General features: G+C 45.2%; 20 protein-coding genes. 8 read left to right on the forward strand and 12 right to left on the reverse strand.

What is annotated here, in order from left to right; all coding sequences use genetic code 11:
* Positions 1–83: 83 nt before the first annotated feature.
* The gene (locus H3L97_RS10150; RefSeq protein ID WP_143269088.1) at positions 84–479 is read right to left on the reverse strand and encodes a hypothetical protein; all 396 of its coding nucleotides are present in this window, start codon (positions 477–479) and stop codon (positions 84–86) included.
* Between the two features lie 103 nt (positions 480–582).
* Between H3L97_RS10150 and H3L97_RS10155 the strand changes: the two genes are divergently transcribed.
* Genes H3L97_RS10155 through H3L97_RS10175 form a run of 5 tightly spaced genes read left to right on the forward strand, consistent with a single transcriptional unit; the run spans position 583 to position 3,369 of the window.
* A complete protein-coding gene (locus tag H3L97_RS10155; RefSeq protein WP_097113389.1) occupies positions 583–1,068 on the forward strand; it encodes a helix-turn-helix domain-containing protein in 486 nt (161 codons plus the stop codon).
* A 42-nt stretch (positions 1,069–1,110) separates the two neighbouring features.
* Entirely contained in the window at positions 1,111–1,959 is an 849-nt protein-coding gene (locus H3L97_RS10160; protein WP_097113388.1) for a 23S rRNA (adenine(2030)-N(6))-methyltransferase RlmJ, read from the forward strand.
* Positions 1,960–1,976: 17 nt separating this feature from the next.
* A complete protein-coding gene (locus H3L97_RS10165) occupies positions 1,977–2,159 on the forward strand; it encodes a hypothetical protein (RefSeq protein ID WP_097113387.1) in 183 nt (60 codons plus the stop codon).
* 53 nt (positions 2,160–2,212) lie between these two features.
* Complete coding sequence (locus tag H3L97_RS10170; protein WP_179655763.1) at positions 2,213–2,377, forward strand: hypothetical protein; 165 nt, start codon at positions 2,213–2,215, stop codon at positions 2,375–2,377.
* A gap of 29 nt (positions 2,378–2,406) precedes the next feature.
* A complete protein-coding gene (locus tag H3L97_RS10175; RefSeq protein WP_097113506.1) occupies positions 2,407–3,369 on the forward strand; it encodes a class 1 fructose-bisphosphatase in 963 nt (320 codons plus the stop codon).
* Between the two features lie 407 nt (positions 3,370–3,776).
* Here the strand turns inward: H3L97_RS10175 and H3L97_RS10180 are convergent, their stop codons facing one another.
* Positions 3,777–4,583 (reverse strand): tetratricopeptide repeat protein, encoded by an 807-nt coding sequence (locus tag H3L97_RS10180; protein WP_097113505.1) that lies wholly within the window; start codon positions 4,581–4,583, stop codon positions 3,777–3,779.
* 115 nt (positions 4,584–4,698) lie between these two features.
* On the opposite strand from H3L97_RS10180, the gene H3L97_RS10185 reads away from it, so the two are divergent.
* Positions 4,699–5,475, forward strand: a complete 777-nt coding sequence (locus H3L97_RS10185; protein ID WP_097113386.1) for a DUF6585 family protein — start codon at positions 4,699–4,701, stop codon at positions 5,473–5,475.
* 51 nt (positions 5,476–5,526) lie between these two features.
* Here H3L97_RS10185 and H3L97_RS10190 read toward each other — a convergent pair whose 3' ends face one another.
* Positions 5,527–6,285 carry an iron ABC transporter ATP-binding protein gene (locus H3L97_RS10190; RefSeq protein WP_097113385.1) on the reverse strand — a complete coding sequence of 253 codons (759 nt, stop codon included), beginning with the start codon at positions 6,283–6,285 and terminating at the stop codon, positions 5,527–5,529.
* Between the two features lie 172 nt (positions 6,286–6,457).
* On the opposite strand from H3L97_RS10190, the gene H3L97_RS10195 reads away from it, so the two are divergent.
* A complete protein-coding gene (locus tag H3L97_RS10195) occupies positions 6,458–6,883 on the forward strand; it encodes a MarR family winged helix-turn-helix transcriptional regulator (protein WP_097113384.1) in 426 nt (141 codons plus the stop codon).
* A 183-nt stretch (positions 6,884–7,066) separates the two neighbouring features.
* Here H3L97_RS10195 and H3L97_RS10200 read toward each other — a convergent pair whose 3' ends face one another.
* The 4 genes from H3L97_RS10200 to H3L97_RS10215 are packed head-to-tail and all read right to left on the reverse strand — an operon-like array spanning position 7,067 to position 10,054.
* Positions 7,067–8,020, reverse strand: coding sequence for an iron chelate uptake ABC transporter family permease subunit (locus H3L97_RS10200; RefSeq protein ID WP_097113383.1), 954 nt, complete (start codon positions 8,018–8,020; stop codon positions 7,067–7,069).
* A gap of 25 nt (positions 8,021–8,045) precedes the next feature.
* Complete coding sequence (locus H3L97_RS10205; protein ID WP_097113382.1) at positions 8,046–8,330, reverse strand: hypothetical protein; 285 nt, start codon at positions 8,328–8,330, stop codon at positions 8,046–8,048.
* 38 nt (positions 8,331–8,368) lie between these two features.
* Positions 8,369–9,334, reverse strand: a complete 966-nt coding sequence (locus H3L97_RS10210) for an ABC transporter permease (protein WP_097113381.1) — start codon at positions 9,332–9,334, stop codon at positions 8,369–8,371.
* A gap of 33 nt (positions 9,335–9,367) precedes the next feature.
* A complete protein-coding gene (locus tag H3L97_RS10215) occupies positions 9,368–10,054 on the reverse strand; it encodes a hypothetical protein (RefSeq protein WP_097113380.1) in 687 nt (228 codons plus the stop codon).
* 118 nt (positions 10,055–10,172) lie between these two features.
* Here H3L97_RS10215 and yiaA point away from each other — a divergent pair, with 118 nt between their 5' ends.
* The gene (yiaA, locus tag H3L97_RS10220; RefSeq protein ID WP_097113379.1) at positions 10,173–10,643 is read left to right on the forward strand and encodes an inner membrane protein YiaA; all 471 of its coding nucleotides are present in this window, start codon (positions 10,173–10,175) and stop codon (positions 10,641–10,643) included.
* A gap of 132 nt (positions 10,644–10,775) precedes the next feature.
* On the opposite strand, the gene H3L97_RS10225 is transcribed toward yiaA, so the two are convergent.
* The 5 genes from H3L97_RS10225 to murD form a co-directional block, all read right to left on the reverse strand.
* Complete coding sequence (locus H3L97_RS10225) at positions 10,776–11,801, reverse strand: siderophore ABC transporter substrate-binding protein (RefSeq protein ID WP_097113378.1); 1,026 nt, start codon at positions 11,799–11,801, stop codon at positions 10,776–10,778.
* Between the two features lie 84 nt (positions 11,802–11,885).
* Entirely contained in the window at positions 11,886–12,170 is a 285-nt protein-coding gene (locus H3L97_RS10230; protein ID WP_097113377.1) for a virulence factor, read from the reverse strand.
* A gap of 14 nt (positions 12,171–12,184) precedes the next feature.
* The gene (locus tag H3L97_RS12095; protein ID WP_257010974.1) at positions 12,185–12,310 is read right to left on the reverse strand and encodes a hypothetical protein; all 126 of its coding nucleotides are present in this window, start codon (positions 12,308–12,310) and stop codon (positions 12,185–12,187) included.
* Positions 12,311–14,401, reverse strand: coding sequence for a TonB-dependent receptor domain-containing protein (locus tag H3L97_RS10235; RefSeq protein WP_097113376.1), 2,091 nt, complete (start codon positions 14,399–14,401; stop codon positions 12,311–12,313).
* Positions 14,402–14,797: 396 nt separating this feature from the next.
* Positions 14,798–16,132: a UDP-N-acetylmuramoyl-L-alanine--D-glutamate ligase gene (gene murD / locus H3L97_RS10240; protein ID WP_179655762.1), complete on the reverse strand. Its 1,335-nt coding sequence runs from the start codon at positions 16,130–16,132 to the stop codon at positions 14,798–14,800.
* Between the last annotated feature and the right edge of the window lie 2 nt (positions 16,133–16,134).

Genomic DNA, 16,134 nt, shown 5'->3' on the forward strand with positions numbered 1-16,134 from the left:
GATTTTTTGGTTTCAGGCTGCCTGAAAATGGGAAAACGCCATTTATTTTGTGGATAAATGGCGTTTAAATTTATTTAAATAGATTATCGTCCTAGCCAGCCCTCTTTTCGTACGTCTGTCGCATCTTGGAACGTATAACGTTTAACTTTATCATTTTCATCAAAAAAAACAATTAAACGGATTTTGCGCAAATCTGCGCCACGTTTTAAAGTTCTCAATAAAGGAATGTAATTCATTGCATGAGGTGTGCGCGAATCATAGCGATATTCCCAATATTCGCGTGAAACATTGTTTTCATTATGAAATTGAATATCATTTGGCGAACCAAACATATCTTGAATATCTTGTTTCGTGGTTACGCCCTGCACAATGCTGGTTTTCAACTGTGAGTGAGACATTTGTTTTAATTCTGGATTGCCAGAACTGGAACAGGCTGCCAAAATCAAACAGCTCAACATAATCATCTCCAACTTCTTCATCAAAATTCCTTTCTGTGGAAGTATATGTTAAAATCAAGAACTTATATATCAATGTAAATGACATGAAATATAAACCCATTTCCCAACCCAAACCAGCAACAAATTGTCCCAGCAACCCACCCAAAAAGTACCCATTATGCAACTGAACGATAAAGTCCGAGCCTTACGCAAATTCCATGATTTTTCACAAGAAGAAATGGCGGCAAAATTGGGCATGTCCACATATGGCTACGCCAAAATTGAGCGTGGCATTCGCCGTTTGGACATTCCCAAATTGAATGAAATTGCCGCCATTTTTGAAATGGATTTGGTGGAATTGTTGAATTTTGATGTGGAAAAAACCATGAATCTCATTCATGAAAATAAACAAAGTATTATTTATCACTACCAAATCAATAAAGACAGTTCACAAAATACTTATATTGGCGCAAGTGAATTGGAACATGAAATAGAAAAACTTCAACTGACCATCGCCCATCTCAACGAAAAATTAACCGAAAAAGAACAACAAATTCAACAAATAACAGCACAAAAAGACCGAGAAATCGCCTTGTTGCAAGATTTGGTTCATACACTCAAACAACGTTAAATACTTGACTTTTCAGGCAGCCTGAAAACAGGAAACCCCATCATGTTAAGCTACCGCCACGCCTTTCACGCAGGCAATCATGCCGATGTTTTAAAACACTTTATTTTGTTTTTAACGCTCCATTATTTCAATCAAAAAGACAAACCCTATTGGTATATAGACACCCATTCGGGCGCAGGCGTGTACGATTTGCGCGGCAGCGAAGCGCAAAAAGTGGGCGAATACCGTGAAGGCATTGCCAAATTGCGCGAAAACCTTTTCAGGCTGCCTGAAAGCGTACAAAATTTTGTGGCGCATTTGGATAATATTTTGGCAGAAAATGACCTGTACGCAGGTTCGCCATTTTGGGCGCAAAGTTTATTGCGCGAAGCCGATAAAATGCGTTTATTTGAATTGCACCCAAGCGATTTTCAGCATTTAATCAACAACATGCGCGAATTGAATTTGGGCAAAAAATGCATTGTAAAACAAGAAGATGGCTTTGCAGGCTTATTGGCATTGTTGCCACCAGCCACACGCCGCGCGGTGGTGTTGATTGACCCACCTTATGAACAAAAACAAGACTATATGCGCGTGGTGGACACGCTCCAAGCCGCGTTGAAAAAATTTGAACAGGGTTGTTATGCCGTGTGGTATCCCTGTTTGAGCCGCGCTGAAAGTCGCACCCTGCCTGAAAAATTGAAAAAAATTTCGCCAAACAATTATTTAGATGTGCAATTACACGTCCATGCGCCACGCGCTGACGGTTTTGGTATGCACGGTAGTGGCATGTTCATCATCAATCCGCCCTATGTTTTGCCTGAAATGCTGAAACAGATTATGCCAAAATTAACTGAAATTTTGGCACAAGATGACAAAGCACGATTTGTGTTGGATTATCAAATTAAATGATTTTTTAGGAGAAAAAAATGTCATTTTTTTGGGAAATCGGTATTTACTTGATTGAAGCCATTTTTCATATTGGTATCGGTTATGCTACGGAAAATCAAGATGATACAGATGTTTCTGAACTCAGTTTATCATTTTGGATTATTCTGGGTGTGGTGTTGCTGGTTTCTTTTGGCATAATGGCATTTTTGGCTTTTGCATAATCACAAAATGCTTTTCAGGCTGCCTGAAAACACAACAATGAAGGATTTTTGATATGGAAACTGTTTTTGAAATTTTGGGGCATTTGGGCAATGCCTTGATTGGATTTGGCAATTTAGATGATGAAGACAGTCCACATCATTGGGTGGCGTGGTTGGCGATGATTTTGATGTTTTTGGCTGCGGTCGGCATGACTGTTCTGATTTTTTTGGAAATTTGATGAATTTAATGGAAAATATGGAGAAAAATATGCAAACTTTTCAACAATATCTGCAATCACAAAACCAAATTGCACCTGAATTGCGCGATACGGTAAACAGCGTGGTTTCTGCCTGCCTGAAAATCAGCGCGAATGTGCGTTTGGGCGCGTTGGCGGGCGTATTGGGCGAGGCTGGCACGGGCAATGTTCAGGGCGAGGCGCAAAAAAAATTGGACGTGATTGCCAACCAAATCTTGATTGATGAATTAAAACAAAACCCCAATGTGGCAGGTTTGGCGAGCGAGGAAGAAGACGATTTTGTCGCTTGCAACGCGCAGGGCGAATATTTGGTGCTGTTTGACCCTTTGGACGGTTCGTCCAATATTGACGTAAACATTTCTATTGGCACGATTTTTTCCATTTTGAAAAAGGATTCAGGCAGCCTGAACACCGAGCATTTCTTGCAAAAAGGTTCGCAACAAGTCGCGGCTGGCTATGTGTTGTATGGCGTGCAAACGGTGCTGGTTTTGACGCTGAAAAATGGCGTGAATGTGTTTACGCTGGACGACAAAGGCGTGTTCATTCAAACGCATACCAATCCCCAAATCCCTGAAAAAACAGCCGAATTTGCCATCAATGCGTCCAATCAACGCCATTGGGAAACGCCTGTTCAGCAATACATTGGCGAGCTGTTGGCTGGCGAAACGGGCGCGCGTGGCAAAAATTACAATATGCGTTGGGTGGCGAGCATGGTGGCGGAAGTGCATCGGATTTTGATGCGCGGTGGGGTGTTTTTGTATCCGAAAGACCAACGCGACCCAAGCAAAGCAGGCAAATTGCGTTTGATGTATGAAGCCAATCCTTTGGGTTTGGTGGTGGAACAAGCAGGTGGCAAAATCACCAATGCGCGTAAAAATATGCTTGAAATTCAACCAACTGGTTTACATCAGCGCGTGGCGGTGGTGCTGGGCAGCGCGGAAGAAGTGGAACGGGTGCGCGAATTGCACGGTTGATGTTTTTTGGTTTCAACACCAAAGGGGCGGACACGAAATCCGCCCTTTTATCCATTTTCAGGCAGCCTGAAACTTTTGCAAAACTCAATTCGTAGGGGCAGATTTCATATCTGCCCTTTTTTCAATTTATTGATAACGCGATTTCGGGATAAAAGTGATTGATAAATTTAAGTCACTTTGCGCCCTCTCCCTATGGGAGAGGGCTGGGGAGAGGGTATGCTGCTCAACAAACCCTCTCTCCAACTCTCTCCCATAGGGAGAGAGGGCAGGTTTGTTGGCAAATTGACAGTGACTTATCCCGAGTTCACGTTATTGATAAAAATAAAAATTTCTGCAAGTCTAAACAGGACAGATGTGCAATTTGCCCCTACGAACCGAGTTTTGCAAAGGTTTCAGCCTGAAATGCCTTATTCGCCTGTTTCTGCTCTGATTTTCTGCAATTCTGCCAATGCCGCTTTGGCTTCGGCATAATCTTGCTCGGCTGCCAACCGCCACCATTTTTCGGCTTCATCGTAATCCACATCCACGCCCACGCCTTCGGCATAATTGATGCCCAAATTGAATTGCGCGGTGGCATCGCCCAACTCGGCGGCTTGACGAAACAGTTCGTTGGCGTGTGGTTCATTTTGTTCTACGCCAAAACCGCCTTGATACAAAAAACCCAAATTGACCATGGCATCGGCATTGCCCATTTCTGCCGCGCGGCGATAATATTTGGCAGCCTGAACGTAATCTGCCGCCACGCCCAAACCGTCATCGTACACCACGCCCAAATTGTAGATGGCTTCATCATCGTCTTGCTCGGCTGCCATTTGCCAATATTTGGCTGCCTGAACGTAATCTTGTTCCACCCCCAAGCCTTCGGCATACAAGCGGGCAAGGTTGTTTTGTGCGTCAATGTCGCCTTGTTCGGCGGCTTTTTCGTACCATTTTTTTGCCAATTCGTATTCTTCATCGTCATCGTGCAAATCGGCAAGCAAAAATTGGCAGGAGCAATCGCCCTGCTCTGCGGCTTTTCCGTACCATTTTTTTGCCAAAGCCGAATCCTGTTTCACGCCAGAACCTGTTTCGTACATGAAACCAAGTTGATATTGGCAATCCACATCGCCCTTTTCGGCAAATTCGCGCAAGGTGGGCAAGGCGGCTTGGTAATTGCCTTTTTCCAAATTGGCAAAGGCGGTGTTGAGTTTTAACTGATTGATGGAATAAGACATAATCAAAATCCAAATGATTGAAAAACACGCTATTTTACGCCAAATGGCTTTTTCAGGCTGCCTGAATTGCCAAATTGCGTTAAAATAAGCGTTTATTTTTGGCACAACAAACACAATGATTTCTGCACAAATCCTTGAATCATTAGGTGAAAAGCGTTTTGAAATTCCCAAATCCAAATGGCGTTTGGCATTTTGGTCGGCTTTGATTGTTTTGGCGGCTTTGGGGCTTTACCTGTTGGCGCAAAAACGCAGCTTAACGGTTAATGAGCTTTTGCTGCTGGCGTGGCTGGCGGTGGCGCAAATTTTGTTTATTGTGGAATATTTTCGCTCGCGCATAGACGTTTACAGCAATGGCATCGTACGCAGACGTTTATTTGGTCAAGCCTATGTTTTTGTTTTTAATCCCTATATGCAAGTGTTTGTGATGAGACGCAGTTTGGGCTTGTGGCATTGGCGCGTGGGCAGGCAAACCAGCGTGCGTTTGCGCGATGAAATGCACGAATATCGCCTGCCATTCAGTTTCAGTCGCAACGAAGAAGTGGTGGCAGAAATTGAAAATTACCTGTTTCGTGAAAGCATGCACATGCTCAATCAGCTTTATGATTCGGGCGAAACCTTGGACTTTGGCGCGGTGCAACTGAACCGCAACCACATTGCCGTGTCGGGTAAATATTTGTTGCGCAATGAGTTTGGCAAAATTGATGTGCGGCGTGGCCATTTGCGCATTTATGGCAAAAATGAAAAAGGCAAAATCAAATTGCTGGCATTTTCCAAAACGCCTTTGCACCAAATTGCGAATTTTCGCTTGTTGTGCCGCTTTGTTGAATTTAACGATGTGGACGTGCAAGCCTATGCTTATCGGGTTTATGGCATGCCGTTTTTGATTAAATGATGTGCGTTTAGGCAGCCAAAACAGCGCGTTTTAGGCTGCCTGAAATGCGTTTTAAACGTGATGAACAATCAATTTTTTGCCTTTGTAATCCAACACATCCACTTCCATATCAAACAAAATCTTGATGTTTTCTACCGTAAACACTTCTTCGGGGCTGCCTTGAAATTTCACTTGCCCCTGCTGCATGGCGACAATGTGGTCGGCATAGGCGGCGGCTTGGTTGATGTCGTGCAACACCACCACCGTTGTGCGATTATGGTCATGAGTGATGTGGCGCAAAAGCTGCATTAAATTTCGCGCATAATACATATCCAAATTATTAAGTGGTTCATCTAAAAGCACATATTCTGTGGATTGGCAAAACACCATCGCAATCAAAGCGCGTTGGCGTTGTCCGCCCGACAGTTCGGTTAAATAACGCTGGGCAATGGGTTCAAGCTGAAATTGCACAATGGCTTTTTCCACCAAATCCTTATCGTGCTGGCTGGGGCGACCTTGATGATGAGGGTAACGCCCAAACATCAGCAAATCGCGCACGGAAATGCGGCTGTGTATGCTGTTTTCTTGCGTGAGTATCGACAGCATTTTGGCGACTTCGGCGGTGGGCGTGCTGGCTAAATCGCGCCCATTGTAGGCAATGCTGCCTGAAACCAAAGGCTGCAATCGCGCCATAAACGACAACAATGTGGATTTGCCCGCCCCGTTCGCGCCAATCAATGCGGTAATGCCCCCTTGCGGAATGTTGAGCGACACATCGTTCAAAATGATTTGTTCGCCAATTTTGTGGGTCAGGTTTTTGATTTCTATCATGATAAAAAACTTTCTGTTTTTTGATTTTTGTTTTCTGGCAAATCAATGGCTTAATGATTTTTGCGCGTTAAAACATTGCACACAATTTAATTTGACGATATTATTTAACCCATCGGTTTTCAGGCTGCCTGAAAAATTGTGTACAATACCATTTTTTACACCAAGGTAAGCCATGTACGAACAATTAAAATTAAACAATCAACTGTGTTTTCCCCTTTACGCGCTTTCCAAAGAAATCACGCGCCAATACACGCCCTTGCTGGACAATTTGGATTTAACCTATCCCCAATATTTGGTGATGTTGGTGTTGTGGGAACACGAAAAACAAAGCGTCAGCGAAATTGGCGATAAGCTGCATTTGGACAGTGGCACACTCACACCTTTGCTTAAACGCTTACAAAGCAAAGGCTTAATTGAACGCACGCGTTGCCCCAACGATGAACGCAGCGTCAAAATCACGCTGACCGAACAGGGTCGCGCCCTGCAAGAACTGGCAAAGCACATTCCCGAACAATTAGGCAGTTGCCTGAATTTAAACGCAGATGAACTGGCGGTTTTAAACAAAATTGTTGGGCAATTAACGCAAAAATCATCATAAAACCCCATTTCAGGCTGCCTGAATATTTTTCTTCTTTTTCAATAGCGCTGTTGTTCAGCAAACCCGCTCTCCAACGCTTTCCCAAAGGGAGAGAGGGCTGGTTTATCGGCACATTGACAGTTGCTTATCCCGAGTTCACGTTATTTGATTTTCAGGCAGCTTGGTTTTTCAGGCTGCCTGAAATCACAATACCTTGCGTTTGCCCAACACCAGCCACAAAAACACCAAACCACCTGCAAATTCCACCACCACGCTCAACACGGCTTTCATGCCCAATGCGTGTTCAAAAATCGCTTGACCGCCCACCAACATCATCGCTGCCACCAAAAACACCATCGGTAAACGCAAACTGTGTTTCAGGCTGCCTGAAAAATGGTTTGCCAAAGCACACACCAATAAGCCAAAAAAACTCACGGGTCCGACTGTGGCGGTTGCCGTTGCCACCAGCACCGAAATCCACAATAAAATCCACAAAGTGTGTTTTTGATAATGTATGCCCAAATTGGTAACTTGGTCGCGCCCAAGCAAATGCACGTCCAAACGATAACGTTCGCGCCACAACACCACCGCGCTCAATGCCGCAATCGCACCGCCTATGGTCAGCATATCCAGATTGACGGTGTTGAAACTGGCAAACGTGTTGGCTTGGGCAACGGCAAATTCTTCGGGGTCAATGATGCGCTCCAACAGGCTAGACAGGCTGCGGAACAGCACGCCAAAAATCACGCCAATCAAAATCATGCGCGCCAAATCGCGTCCGCCCTGCCTCAACAGCATTTGAAACAGCAGCAAAGACGCGCCCATCATCACGCCCAATTCCAAGAAAAACTTGCCCATCAACGGCATTTGCGTGTAGCCAAAACTGCCCAACATCGCCACCAACAAAGTTTGCAAAAACACATACAGCGTGTCAAAGCCCAGCACCGATGGTGTGAGTATGGGATTGTTGGTCAGCGTTTGAAACAACAGCGTGGACACGCCCACCGAATACGCCACCAACAGCAAAGCCGCCAGTTTTTTCGCACGAAGTGGCAAGACAAAATCCCAGTTGCCATTGGCGTGCCACAGCAAAAATGCGGCACAGGCAATCAGCAGCAACAGGGTTAAAATGATGATTTTTTTGATGTCTTTTGTCATGATTTTTCTTTCAGGCTGCCTGAATTTATTTTTTAAAATGATTCATGTTTTTCCAATAACCCAATAATCCGCTAAAAATCATCAACCAAATAAAAGCAGGAATATCAAAACGCAAAGTTTCGCCAATCAAATAGCCCACAATAATCAGGCAACCCTGAAACACCATTGCCACAAATAAAATCCAAAATAAATAAACCCCTGCTTTCAAATATTGTTTGGCAATATTTTGGTATTCTTCATTGGACAATTCGTCTTCGTATTTGCCGAAAGTGCGTTTAAATAATTTTTCGTAAAATGTGCGTTTTTGCATGATTTCATTCCAAAAATAGATTTCAGGCTGCCTGAAACTTACCCACGCGCAGGCTGCCTGAACAGTAAAAACAAAAACAACACCGTCCCCAACACCCCAAACACGGTAGAAACGGGAATTTCAAACGGAAACACAATCACGCGCCCAATCACATCGCACAACAGTACCAAACTCGCGCCCAACAACGCCACCGCAGGCAGGCTCGCGCGCAATCGGTCGCCCAGCAAACGGCTCACAATATTCGGCACCACCAAGCCGATAAACGGAATGTTCCCCACCGTAACCACCACCAAAGACGTAATCAACGCCACAATCATCAAACCTGCCCACAAAATCGTGTTGCGATTCAAACCCAAATTCGCCGCCACCGAATCGCCCAAACCGACTATCGTCAGTTGGTCGGCAATCACATACGCCAAAATAGCCATGATGCCCGTGAGCCACAACAATTCATATCGCCCCAACAACACGCCCGAAAAATCGCCACTCCGCCAAACACTCAATAATTGCAACATATCGTATTCATAAGCAATAAAGGTTGCCACGCTTTCAATCACGCCACCAAAAATGATGCCAATCAGGGGAACAAGTAAAGTGGCAGTTGGCGGCAATCGGCGCGTTATCCGCATAAACAGCAACATGCCCAACACCGCCGCCACCGCCGCCACCGACATTTTCAACATCAAAGTTGCGCTGGGCGCAAGCAATGCCATCAGCAGTAAAGCCAAAGCCGCACTCTGGCTCGCGCCCACCATAGACGGCTCCACAAATCGGTTTTTCAACAAAATTTGCATAATCATGCCCGCCACCGCCATAGACGCACCCGTGAGCACCAAAGCGAAAGTACGCGGCAATCGGCTAATCAGCATGACTTGTGAACTGTCGTTCAGGCTGCCTGAAAACAGTTGCGCCCACGAAAAACTTGCCACACCGATGGACAAACTGGCGATAAACAAAATAGCGGTTAAAGTCAATGCAATGATGTATAAGGATTTTTGCGACATTTTTATTCAATCAAAAAATCAATTTGGGGATTTTTAGGCAGCCTGAATGCGTTTTTGTATGATGTGTACGGTTTCATTTTGTGCTTGTTTGTCCAACAAAAACAGGGCGAGTTTGATTTCAGGCTGCTTGATATTGGGCTTGGGCGCGATGTGCAAATATTTCAAACGAAACAATGGGGTTTTGCGGATTTCTGCGCTGGCGATGTCTTGCCATTTTAAATAAGCATTACCCTGCTTGACGTTTGCATATTCACTGACAACAAGGGCATCGTCATTTTCCGTCCAAGACCATGTTTTTCCTAAAAAAAATAAAAAACTCAAATCAATGGCACGCGCACACACATAACCCATAATACCAAACCAAGTAAATTCAGCCCACATCAGCTTAATCAAACCAAAAAGTACGAGAAGCAGCACAAAAAGATACAGTTCACGCAACAAAATTTGGCTGCGTTGAACAAAGAATTTTCTGCCCGATATTTGCGACAATGTCTCATAATCCAAGGTTTCTGTTTGTGCCACTTTGGGCATAATCCGCCAACTTTCCATTTTTCCGTCAAACCAAAAAATTTCAATTTTATCGCCTACTTGTACAGGGGCATAATCCATTGTTTCAATGGCAATTTCATAAATGCCATCATCTTCGGCTTGGGCTGTACCGATTTTGCCGTCCCAAGTTTGCACTGTGGCGGTTTGGCGTGAATGTGTGGGTTCCAACATGGCAGATGTTCCTATTTTATTTTGCATGAAATTACGCGATTTTACCGAAAAAACACTTTCAGGCAGCCTGAAAAGCATTTTATGATTTTCACATTCTCAAACCAACAGGAGCAACAAAATGAAACAATCCGATTTTTATCAACAAATTCACGAACTCAAACCCACCACCGCATTCACAGTTGCGGCATGGGCGGTTTTGGTTATTGGGGTGGCTGCGTTTTTGGTTGGCATTGTGCGTGTGGACACGCTGGCTTTGAGCGAAAAAGGTTTTTATGTGGCGGTGTTGGCTTTGGGTTTGTATGCCGCCATCAGCTTGCAAAAAACGGTGCGCGACAAGGCAGAAGGTTTGCCCGTATCGCAAATGTATTGGACGATTAGTTGGGCGGCTTTGGCTTTGGCAATCGTGTTGCTCATCATCGGTTTGTACCATTCCGAATTGCAACTCAACGAAAAAGGGTTTTATGGTTTGGCGTTCACGCAGAGTTTGTTTGCGATTATCGTGATTCAGAAAAATGTGCGTGATGTACAAAAAATCAATGAATTACTTGAAAATACGCCCATGCGTTCGTCATCAAATCACGATGAATAATGTCATTTCAGGCAGCCGAAAATGCGTTTTCAGGCTGCCTTTTTTCAGTGTATGACGCAAATCTGGAAACTGCCTGAAATTTCTCCCCTCCCCTGCTGGCGAGGGAGGGTGCAGGTTACAAGTTTTTTGTGATTATTTCGCGTTTTTCATCGCTTCGGTAACTTGGTTAGCAGCCGTTACCAACTGACGCGCACCGCCAGCCGCCACATACACGCCACTGTCCAAATACACCACTTGACCTTTTTTCCAAGCCGTTGTTTCGGCAATCAAAGGGTTGTTCAACACATCTTTGGCGGCTTGACCTTCTTCGCCAATTGCCGCGCCACGGTCCAACACAAACAACCAATCGGGATTTTTCTCTTTCACATATTCAAACGATGCGGGCATGCCGTGTGAGCCTTCTTTCATTGCCGTATCCACAGGCGCAATGCCAATGTCTTGGTGCAGCCAGCCGCCCAAACGCGATTTGGGGCTTTGTGCCGACAATTTGCCACCGTTCACAATCAACACCAAGCCTGTGCCTTTGCCTTGTGCGGCGGCTTTGGCATCGGCAAATGCTTTGTCAATATCGGCTTTCAATTTATCGGCTTCGGCTTGTTTGCCAAAAATTTGGGCGAATGCGTCAATGCGTTCTTTTGCGCTGTTGAGCATGTCTTTGGTGTCTGCCGTCATTTCAATGGTGGGCGCGATTTCGTTTAATTGATGAATGGCTTTGTTGGCGCGGCTGCCTGTAATAATCAACTGGGGTTTGAATGCGTTGAGTTTTTCATAATTCGGTTCAAACAAAGTGCCAACGTGTTCGGCTTTTTCCACCACAGGTTTGATGTATTCAAGGCGCGTGTTGTCCACCGTTGCGCCAATGTTCACACCCAAAGCCGCCAGCGTGTCTATCATGCCAAAATCGTAAACGGCAATGCGTTCAGGATTTTTGGGAACGGGAAATTCGCCACGCGCGGTTTTCACTTTAATCACTTCGCCTTGAATGTTATCGTGGGGTTTCAAGGGTTTGTCATCGGGTTTATCGCCTTGTGGTTTGGCGGCGTGTTCGCCTGAGGCAGCAGGTGGTGGGGGATTGTCGGCAGGTTTTTGTTGATTTTGTTGCTGACCGCAAGCGGCAAGCGCAGCCACCGTAAACAGCGCAATAAGGGATTTTTTCATGGGATTTTTCCTTTGAATTAAATAAAGGGGGAAAATGTTTTCAGGCTGCCTGAACGTGTGTTTCGCATTCAGGCAGCCTGAAAATCACAACGCAGGTGCTAAATCATTCATTTCCTCAATGCGCAACATGCGAATATCGGAGACACTTGGCTTAAACCATGGATAAGTTTGCGATAATTTTTGCGCAGCCAAAACACATTTCACAGCCGTGATTTCTGCCGAACCAAAATACACACTACCCTGTTGGTGGTCAAACCCCAAATTAAGTAATGTGCGTTTGATGTCGCCATAAGCATTCTGCCAGCTTTCCGAACCGTATAAATCTTTCAATACAGCCGTATCCAAATCAAATGCAATCGCGTAAGACATAAACAATCCTTAAATTAACTCAAAATAATGATTGTAGCACCAAAATCAGCAAAATGTTTTTCAGGCTGCCTGAAAGCCGCAAAATCATCAACTTCAATGATATTGGCGATTTTCAGGCTGCCTGAAAAGATAAAGCACAATTAGAATGTGTAGTTCACACCCACACGGAATTGACGACCCTCACCAGGGAATTGACCGCGTTGCGCGTGTGGTGTGTAGTTTTTGTTTGCCACATTGTTCACAGCAAAATTCACATTCATTTTGTCGCTGTTCAAAGGTTTCCAGTTGGCAGAAACATCAACCACGCCATAGCCAGCTTTGGGCGTTGCGCCATCACGACCATATTGGGGGATACCATTGTCATTGCGAACAAAGAAATTGTCTTCCGCCTTAACTTTTTCCAAAGCACGCCATTGTACGCCCAATTCCAAATTCGGATTGGCAAAACGGTATGCCAAAGATGCCGTCCAAGTGCGACCAATGGCAGACGCATATTCAGGATTGCTGCTCATTTTGTCGCCATAAAAACGCGGTTTACTGGCAGCCACACCCAAACGAGCCGTCAAATTATCCCAACGGTAAGAACCTGACAATTCATAACCTTTGTTTTTGATTTTGCCTGCATTGATAATGGCGGCATCTCGTTCACTAAATACACCTTCTAAATTGTGAACTTGGCGTGCATTGGTTGTACCCAAAGCATCTTTAATATTTTGCCAGAAGTAAGCACCTTCCAAACCAAATGTGCCATTGTTGTAGTTAAAGCCGATTTCGGTGTTGCGTGCTTGTTCTGCTTTGGTATTATTTGCAATCGTAATCAAAGGACGACCACCATGCGACAACAAAGCATCGTGCATACGAGGGCTGCGTGTTGCATAATTGTGCAAGGCATTCACGCTCAATTCAGGGGTAATTTGGTAAATTGCGCTGATACTGGGGTTAAATGCACCGTCTTTGCGTTTTCTGCCGTCCATGGCTTTAAAATCAAAGTGGTCGTAGCGCAAACCTGTGGTCAAAGTCAATTTATCGGTAACATCGGTAATGCCTTCCACATACACGCCCACATCGCGTTTTTCCTGATTATTCAAACCCTCTTTGAAAAAGGCATTGGGTTTCACTTCTTGATGGCGGAAATTCACACCGTATTTCAACAAAACTTTATCGTGAATGCGGCTGTCAAAATTCACATTTGCGCCAGTTGTAACGATTTTGTTTTTGGTTTCTTCGCCTTTTGCATAACGTGTACTGCCTGCGTAACCATTGCCACTGTCATCAGCAGACCAGCGACCGTGTGTCATGTGGTAAACATTGGCTTCGGCAGCCTGTGCAAAGCCCAAGTTTTTGCCAGTCCAAGTCAAGTCGGTTTTGTCCACATACATTTTGCGTTCAGCAGGGAATTGTCGGGCGTTGTCAAAGTTGAAAAATTCTTCGCGTACCAAACGTTCGCCTTTCATTTGGTCGTGCATGTGGCTCAACACAAAGCGGTTATCGCCAAAGGTTGCGCCCAATTTTGCTAAATAGCTGATTTTGTCCAATTCGGTATTGGTGGTGCGGCTGGTATTGGTGGCATTTGCGGCAGTATTCACATAGCCTTTACCGCCTTTGTAATTGTTTTCTTCAACGCGGTTGCCCAACAACAGGTAATCAAACATGCCTGCTTTGCCAAACACCGCCGCGCCATAGTTATGACCGTCATTGCTGTTGTAGCCTGCATTTAAGCGCACACCGAAATTGGGGTTGCTGCTGTTTTTCAACAAATCTTGTGCGTCCAAAGTTTTGGCGATAATCGCGCCATTGGTTTGACCAATGCCTGCGCTGGCTGAACCTGCACCTTTTTGTACTGCCACAATTTTCACCAAAGCAGGGTCAAGCATATGGCGACCTTGGTGGTAGTGGATTTGGCTGTCGTTGTAGGCATTGTCCACTTTCACGTCAATGGAGTTGTGTCCCATGCCGCGCAAATAAATGAATTGTGATGTACCTGCACCTGCACCCATGCTGATGGAGGGTTCATTTTTCAGCACTTCTTTTAATTGGGTGTTGGTGGTTTCTTCCATGCGTTTTACGGTAATGCGGCGCGCGGAAGGCACATTGCTGGCGCGAACTTGCACGGTTTCCAAGTTTTGCACTGGGGCGGTGTCGGCGGCTTGGGCAAAGCCACTTGCCAATGCCACTGCCAACAAGCTGGCACGGAAAACGGGTTTTTTGCGATTGTTTTTCAATTTTTTCATTTTGAAATAAACCTTTCAGCAGAAATGAATTCAAGTTGAATAAATGGGAACAATTTACAAATACAATTATCACATATTTTTACAAAATCGGTCTAGTCAAATGCAAATTATTTGCGTTTAATAAATGAACTCAATAGACATAAATATTTGTTTATTAATCATAAATAAAAAAATAAACCCACAATGATTGTGGTTTTTTGTTTAATTTGGTAAACAAAATCGCCACACAACACGGTGGTGCAATGTGGCGATTTGTTGTCATGTGATTTAAGCTGCTCATTTTTTAATCAGCTTGCGCTTATGGCTGGCAGAACAAAATCTTGGCAGACTTATCCACACGATTTTTCCGCAAAAAATGTGCATAAATGTGCTTTTCAGGCTGCCTGAAAACGCCTCTCACAAATCATTCATGGCTTGCACAAACACTTCGGCACGGTGGGCGTAGTTTTTGAACATGTCCATGCTGGCACACGCTGGGCTTAATAAGATGATTTCGCCACTTTGCGCTTTGGCGTAGGCTGCCTGAACCGCCTGTGGCAGGGTTTCGCAAAACACCAATTCCACGCCGCAACCGTCCAAATCGCGGGCGATTTTGGGCGCGTCCACGCCAATCAAAAACACCGCCCCTGCTTTGCCACGCAACACTTCGCGCAAGGGCGTGAAATCTTGCCCTTTGCCCAAACCGCCTGCAATCAACCAGATTTTTTGCGTGAAACCCGCAATGGCGGCTGCGGTTGCGCCCACATTGGTGCCTTTGCTGTCGTCTATGAAAATGATGCCGTTTTTTTCGCCCACTTTTTCCACGCGATGTGGCAAACCTTTGAATGTACGCACATTTTGCAATAGGGTTTCGCGCTGTAAACCCACGCTTTCGCACAAAGCCAAAGCTGCCAACACGTTTGCGGCATTGTGGCTGCCTTGTAGTGGAATGTCATTTTGGGCGATTAAATGGGTGTTTTCGTGTTTCAGGCTGCCTGAAACGGGGTCAAAATGGTAATCTTTGCTTTGATTTAATGAAAAATAGTGAACCGTGCGGTTTTCGCGTTTCATGGCGCGACAAAATACATCGTCTGCGTTCAAAATTTGCACCGTGTTGCCGTTGAAAATGCGGTCTTTGGCGCGAGCATAGTCCAGCAAATCATCGTATCTGTCCAAATGGTCTTCGGAGACGTTCAGGCAGGCGGCGGCGGTGGCGTTCAAATCATCGGTTGTTTCCAACTGAAAACTGGACAATTCCAACACCCACACATCGGCTGGTTTGCCACCGCGTTCCAGCCACGCTTGCAATACGGGCGTGCCGATGTTGCCTGCCACCACCGTATCCCAGCCGCTTTTTTCGCACAAATGCCCCACCAAGCTGGTGGTGGTGGTTTTGCCGTTGCTGCCTGTGATGGCGATGATTTTATCGGATTGATTTTTCAGCAAATCGGCTAAAATCGCCACATCGCCCAACACTTTGCCACCGCGCTGTTCAAAAGCGACAATTTCAGGCTGCCTGCGCGAAATACCAGGGCTTAACACCAGCACATCAAAATCGGGCAAAACATCGTTCAGGCTGCCTGAAAACAGGGGAAAGTTGGGAAATTGCTCTTGCAAATCGGCATATTGTTTTTCGCTGATTTGGGCATCGTAGCCAGCCGCGTTCGCACCAATGTGGGCGCAATATGCCAGCACCGACAAACCCGTGCCACCCAAGCCAGCAACCAAGATTTTTTTATTGAGTAACATCATTC

This window comes from Alysiella filiformis (assembly GCF_014054525.1).
Classification (GTDB): domain Bacteria; phylum Pseudomonadota; class Gammaproteobacteria; order Burkholderiales; family Neisseriaceae; genus Simonsiella; species Simonsiella filiformis.

Bases quoted from the DNA above. Each gene is read 5' to 3' on its own strand.
- H3L97_RS10150 (WP_143269088.1), bottom strand. From the start codon at position 479: ATGAAGAAGTTGGAGATGATTATGTTGAGCTGTTTGATTTTGGCAGCC.
- H3L97_RS10160 (WP_097113388.1), top strand. From the start codon at position 1,111: ATGTTAAGCTACCGCCACGCCTTTCACGCAGGCAATCATGCCGATGTT.
- H3L97_RS10165 (WP_097113387.1), top strand. From the start codon at position 1,977: ATGTCATTTTTTTGGGAAATCGGTATTTACTTGATTGAAGCCATTTTT.
- H3L97_RS10170 (WP_179655763.1), top strand. From the start codon at position 2,213: ATGGAAACTGTTTTTGAAATTTTGGGGCATTTGGGCAATGCCTTGATT.
- H3L97_RS10175 (WP_097113506.1), top strand. From the start codon at position 2,407: ATGCAAACTTTTCAACAATATCTGCAATCACAAAACCAAATTGCACCT.
- H3L97_RS10180 (WP_097113505.1), bottom strand. From the start codon at position 4,583: ATGTCTTATTCCATCAATCAGTTAAAACTCAACACCGCCTTTGCCAAT.
- H3L97_RS10185 (WP_097113386.1), top strand. From the start codon at position 4,699: ATGATTTCTGCACAAATCCTTGAATCATTAGGTGAAAAGCGTTTTGAA.
- H3L97_RS10190 (WP_097113385.1), bottom strand. From the start codon at position 6,285: ATGATAGAAATCAAAAACCTGACCCACAAAATTGGCGAACAAATCATT.
- H3L97_RS10195 (WP_097113384.1), top strand. From the start codon at position 6,458: ATGTACGAACAATTAAAATTAAACAATCAACTGTGTTTTCCCCTTTAC.
- H3L97_RS10200 (WP_097113383.1), bottom strand. From the start codon at position 8,020: ATGACAAAAGACATCAAAAAAATCATCATTTTAACCCTGTTGCTGCTG.
- H3L97_RS10205 (WP_097113382.1), bottom strand. From the start codon at position 8,330: ATGCAAAAACGCACATTTTACGAAAAATTATTTAAACGCACTTTCGGC.
- H3L97_RS10210 (WP_097113381.1), bottom strand. From the start codon at position 9,334: ATGTCGCAAAAATCCTTATACATCATTGCATTGACTTTAACCGCTATT.
- H3L97_RS10215 (WP_097113380.1), bottom strand. From the start codon at position 10,054: ATGTTGGAACCCACACATTCACGCCAAACCGCCACAGTGCAAACTTGG.
- yiaA (WP_097113379.1), top strand. From the start codon at position 10,173: ATGAAACAATCCGATTTTTATCAACAAATTCACGAACTCAAACCCACC.
- H3L97_RS10225 (WP_097113378.1), bottom strand. From the start codon at position 11,801: ATGAAAAAATCCCTTATTGCGCTGTTTACGGTGGCTGCGCTTGCCGCT.
- H3L97_RS10230 (WP_097113377.1), bottom strand. From the start codon at position 12,170: ATGTCTTACGCGATTGCATTTGATTTGGATACGGCTGTATTGAAAGAT.
- H3L97_RS10235 (WP_097113376.1), bottom strand. From the start codon at position 14,401: ATGAAAAAATTGAAAAACAATCGCAAAAAACCCGTTTTCCGTGCCAGC.
- murD (WP_179655762.1), bottom strand. From the start codon at position 16,132: ATGATGTTACTCAATAAAAAAATCTTGGTTGCTGGCTTGGGTGGCACG.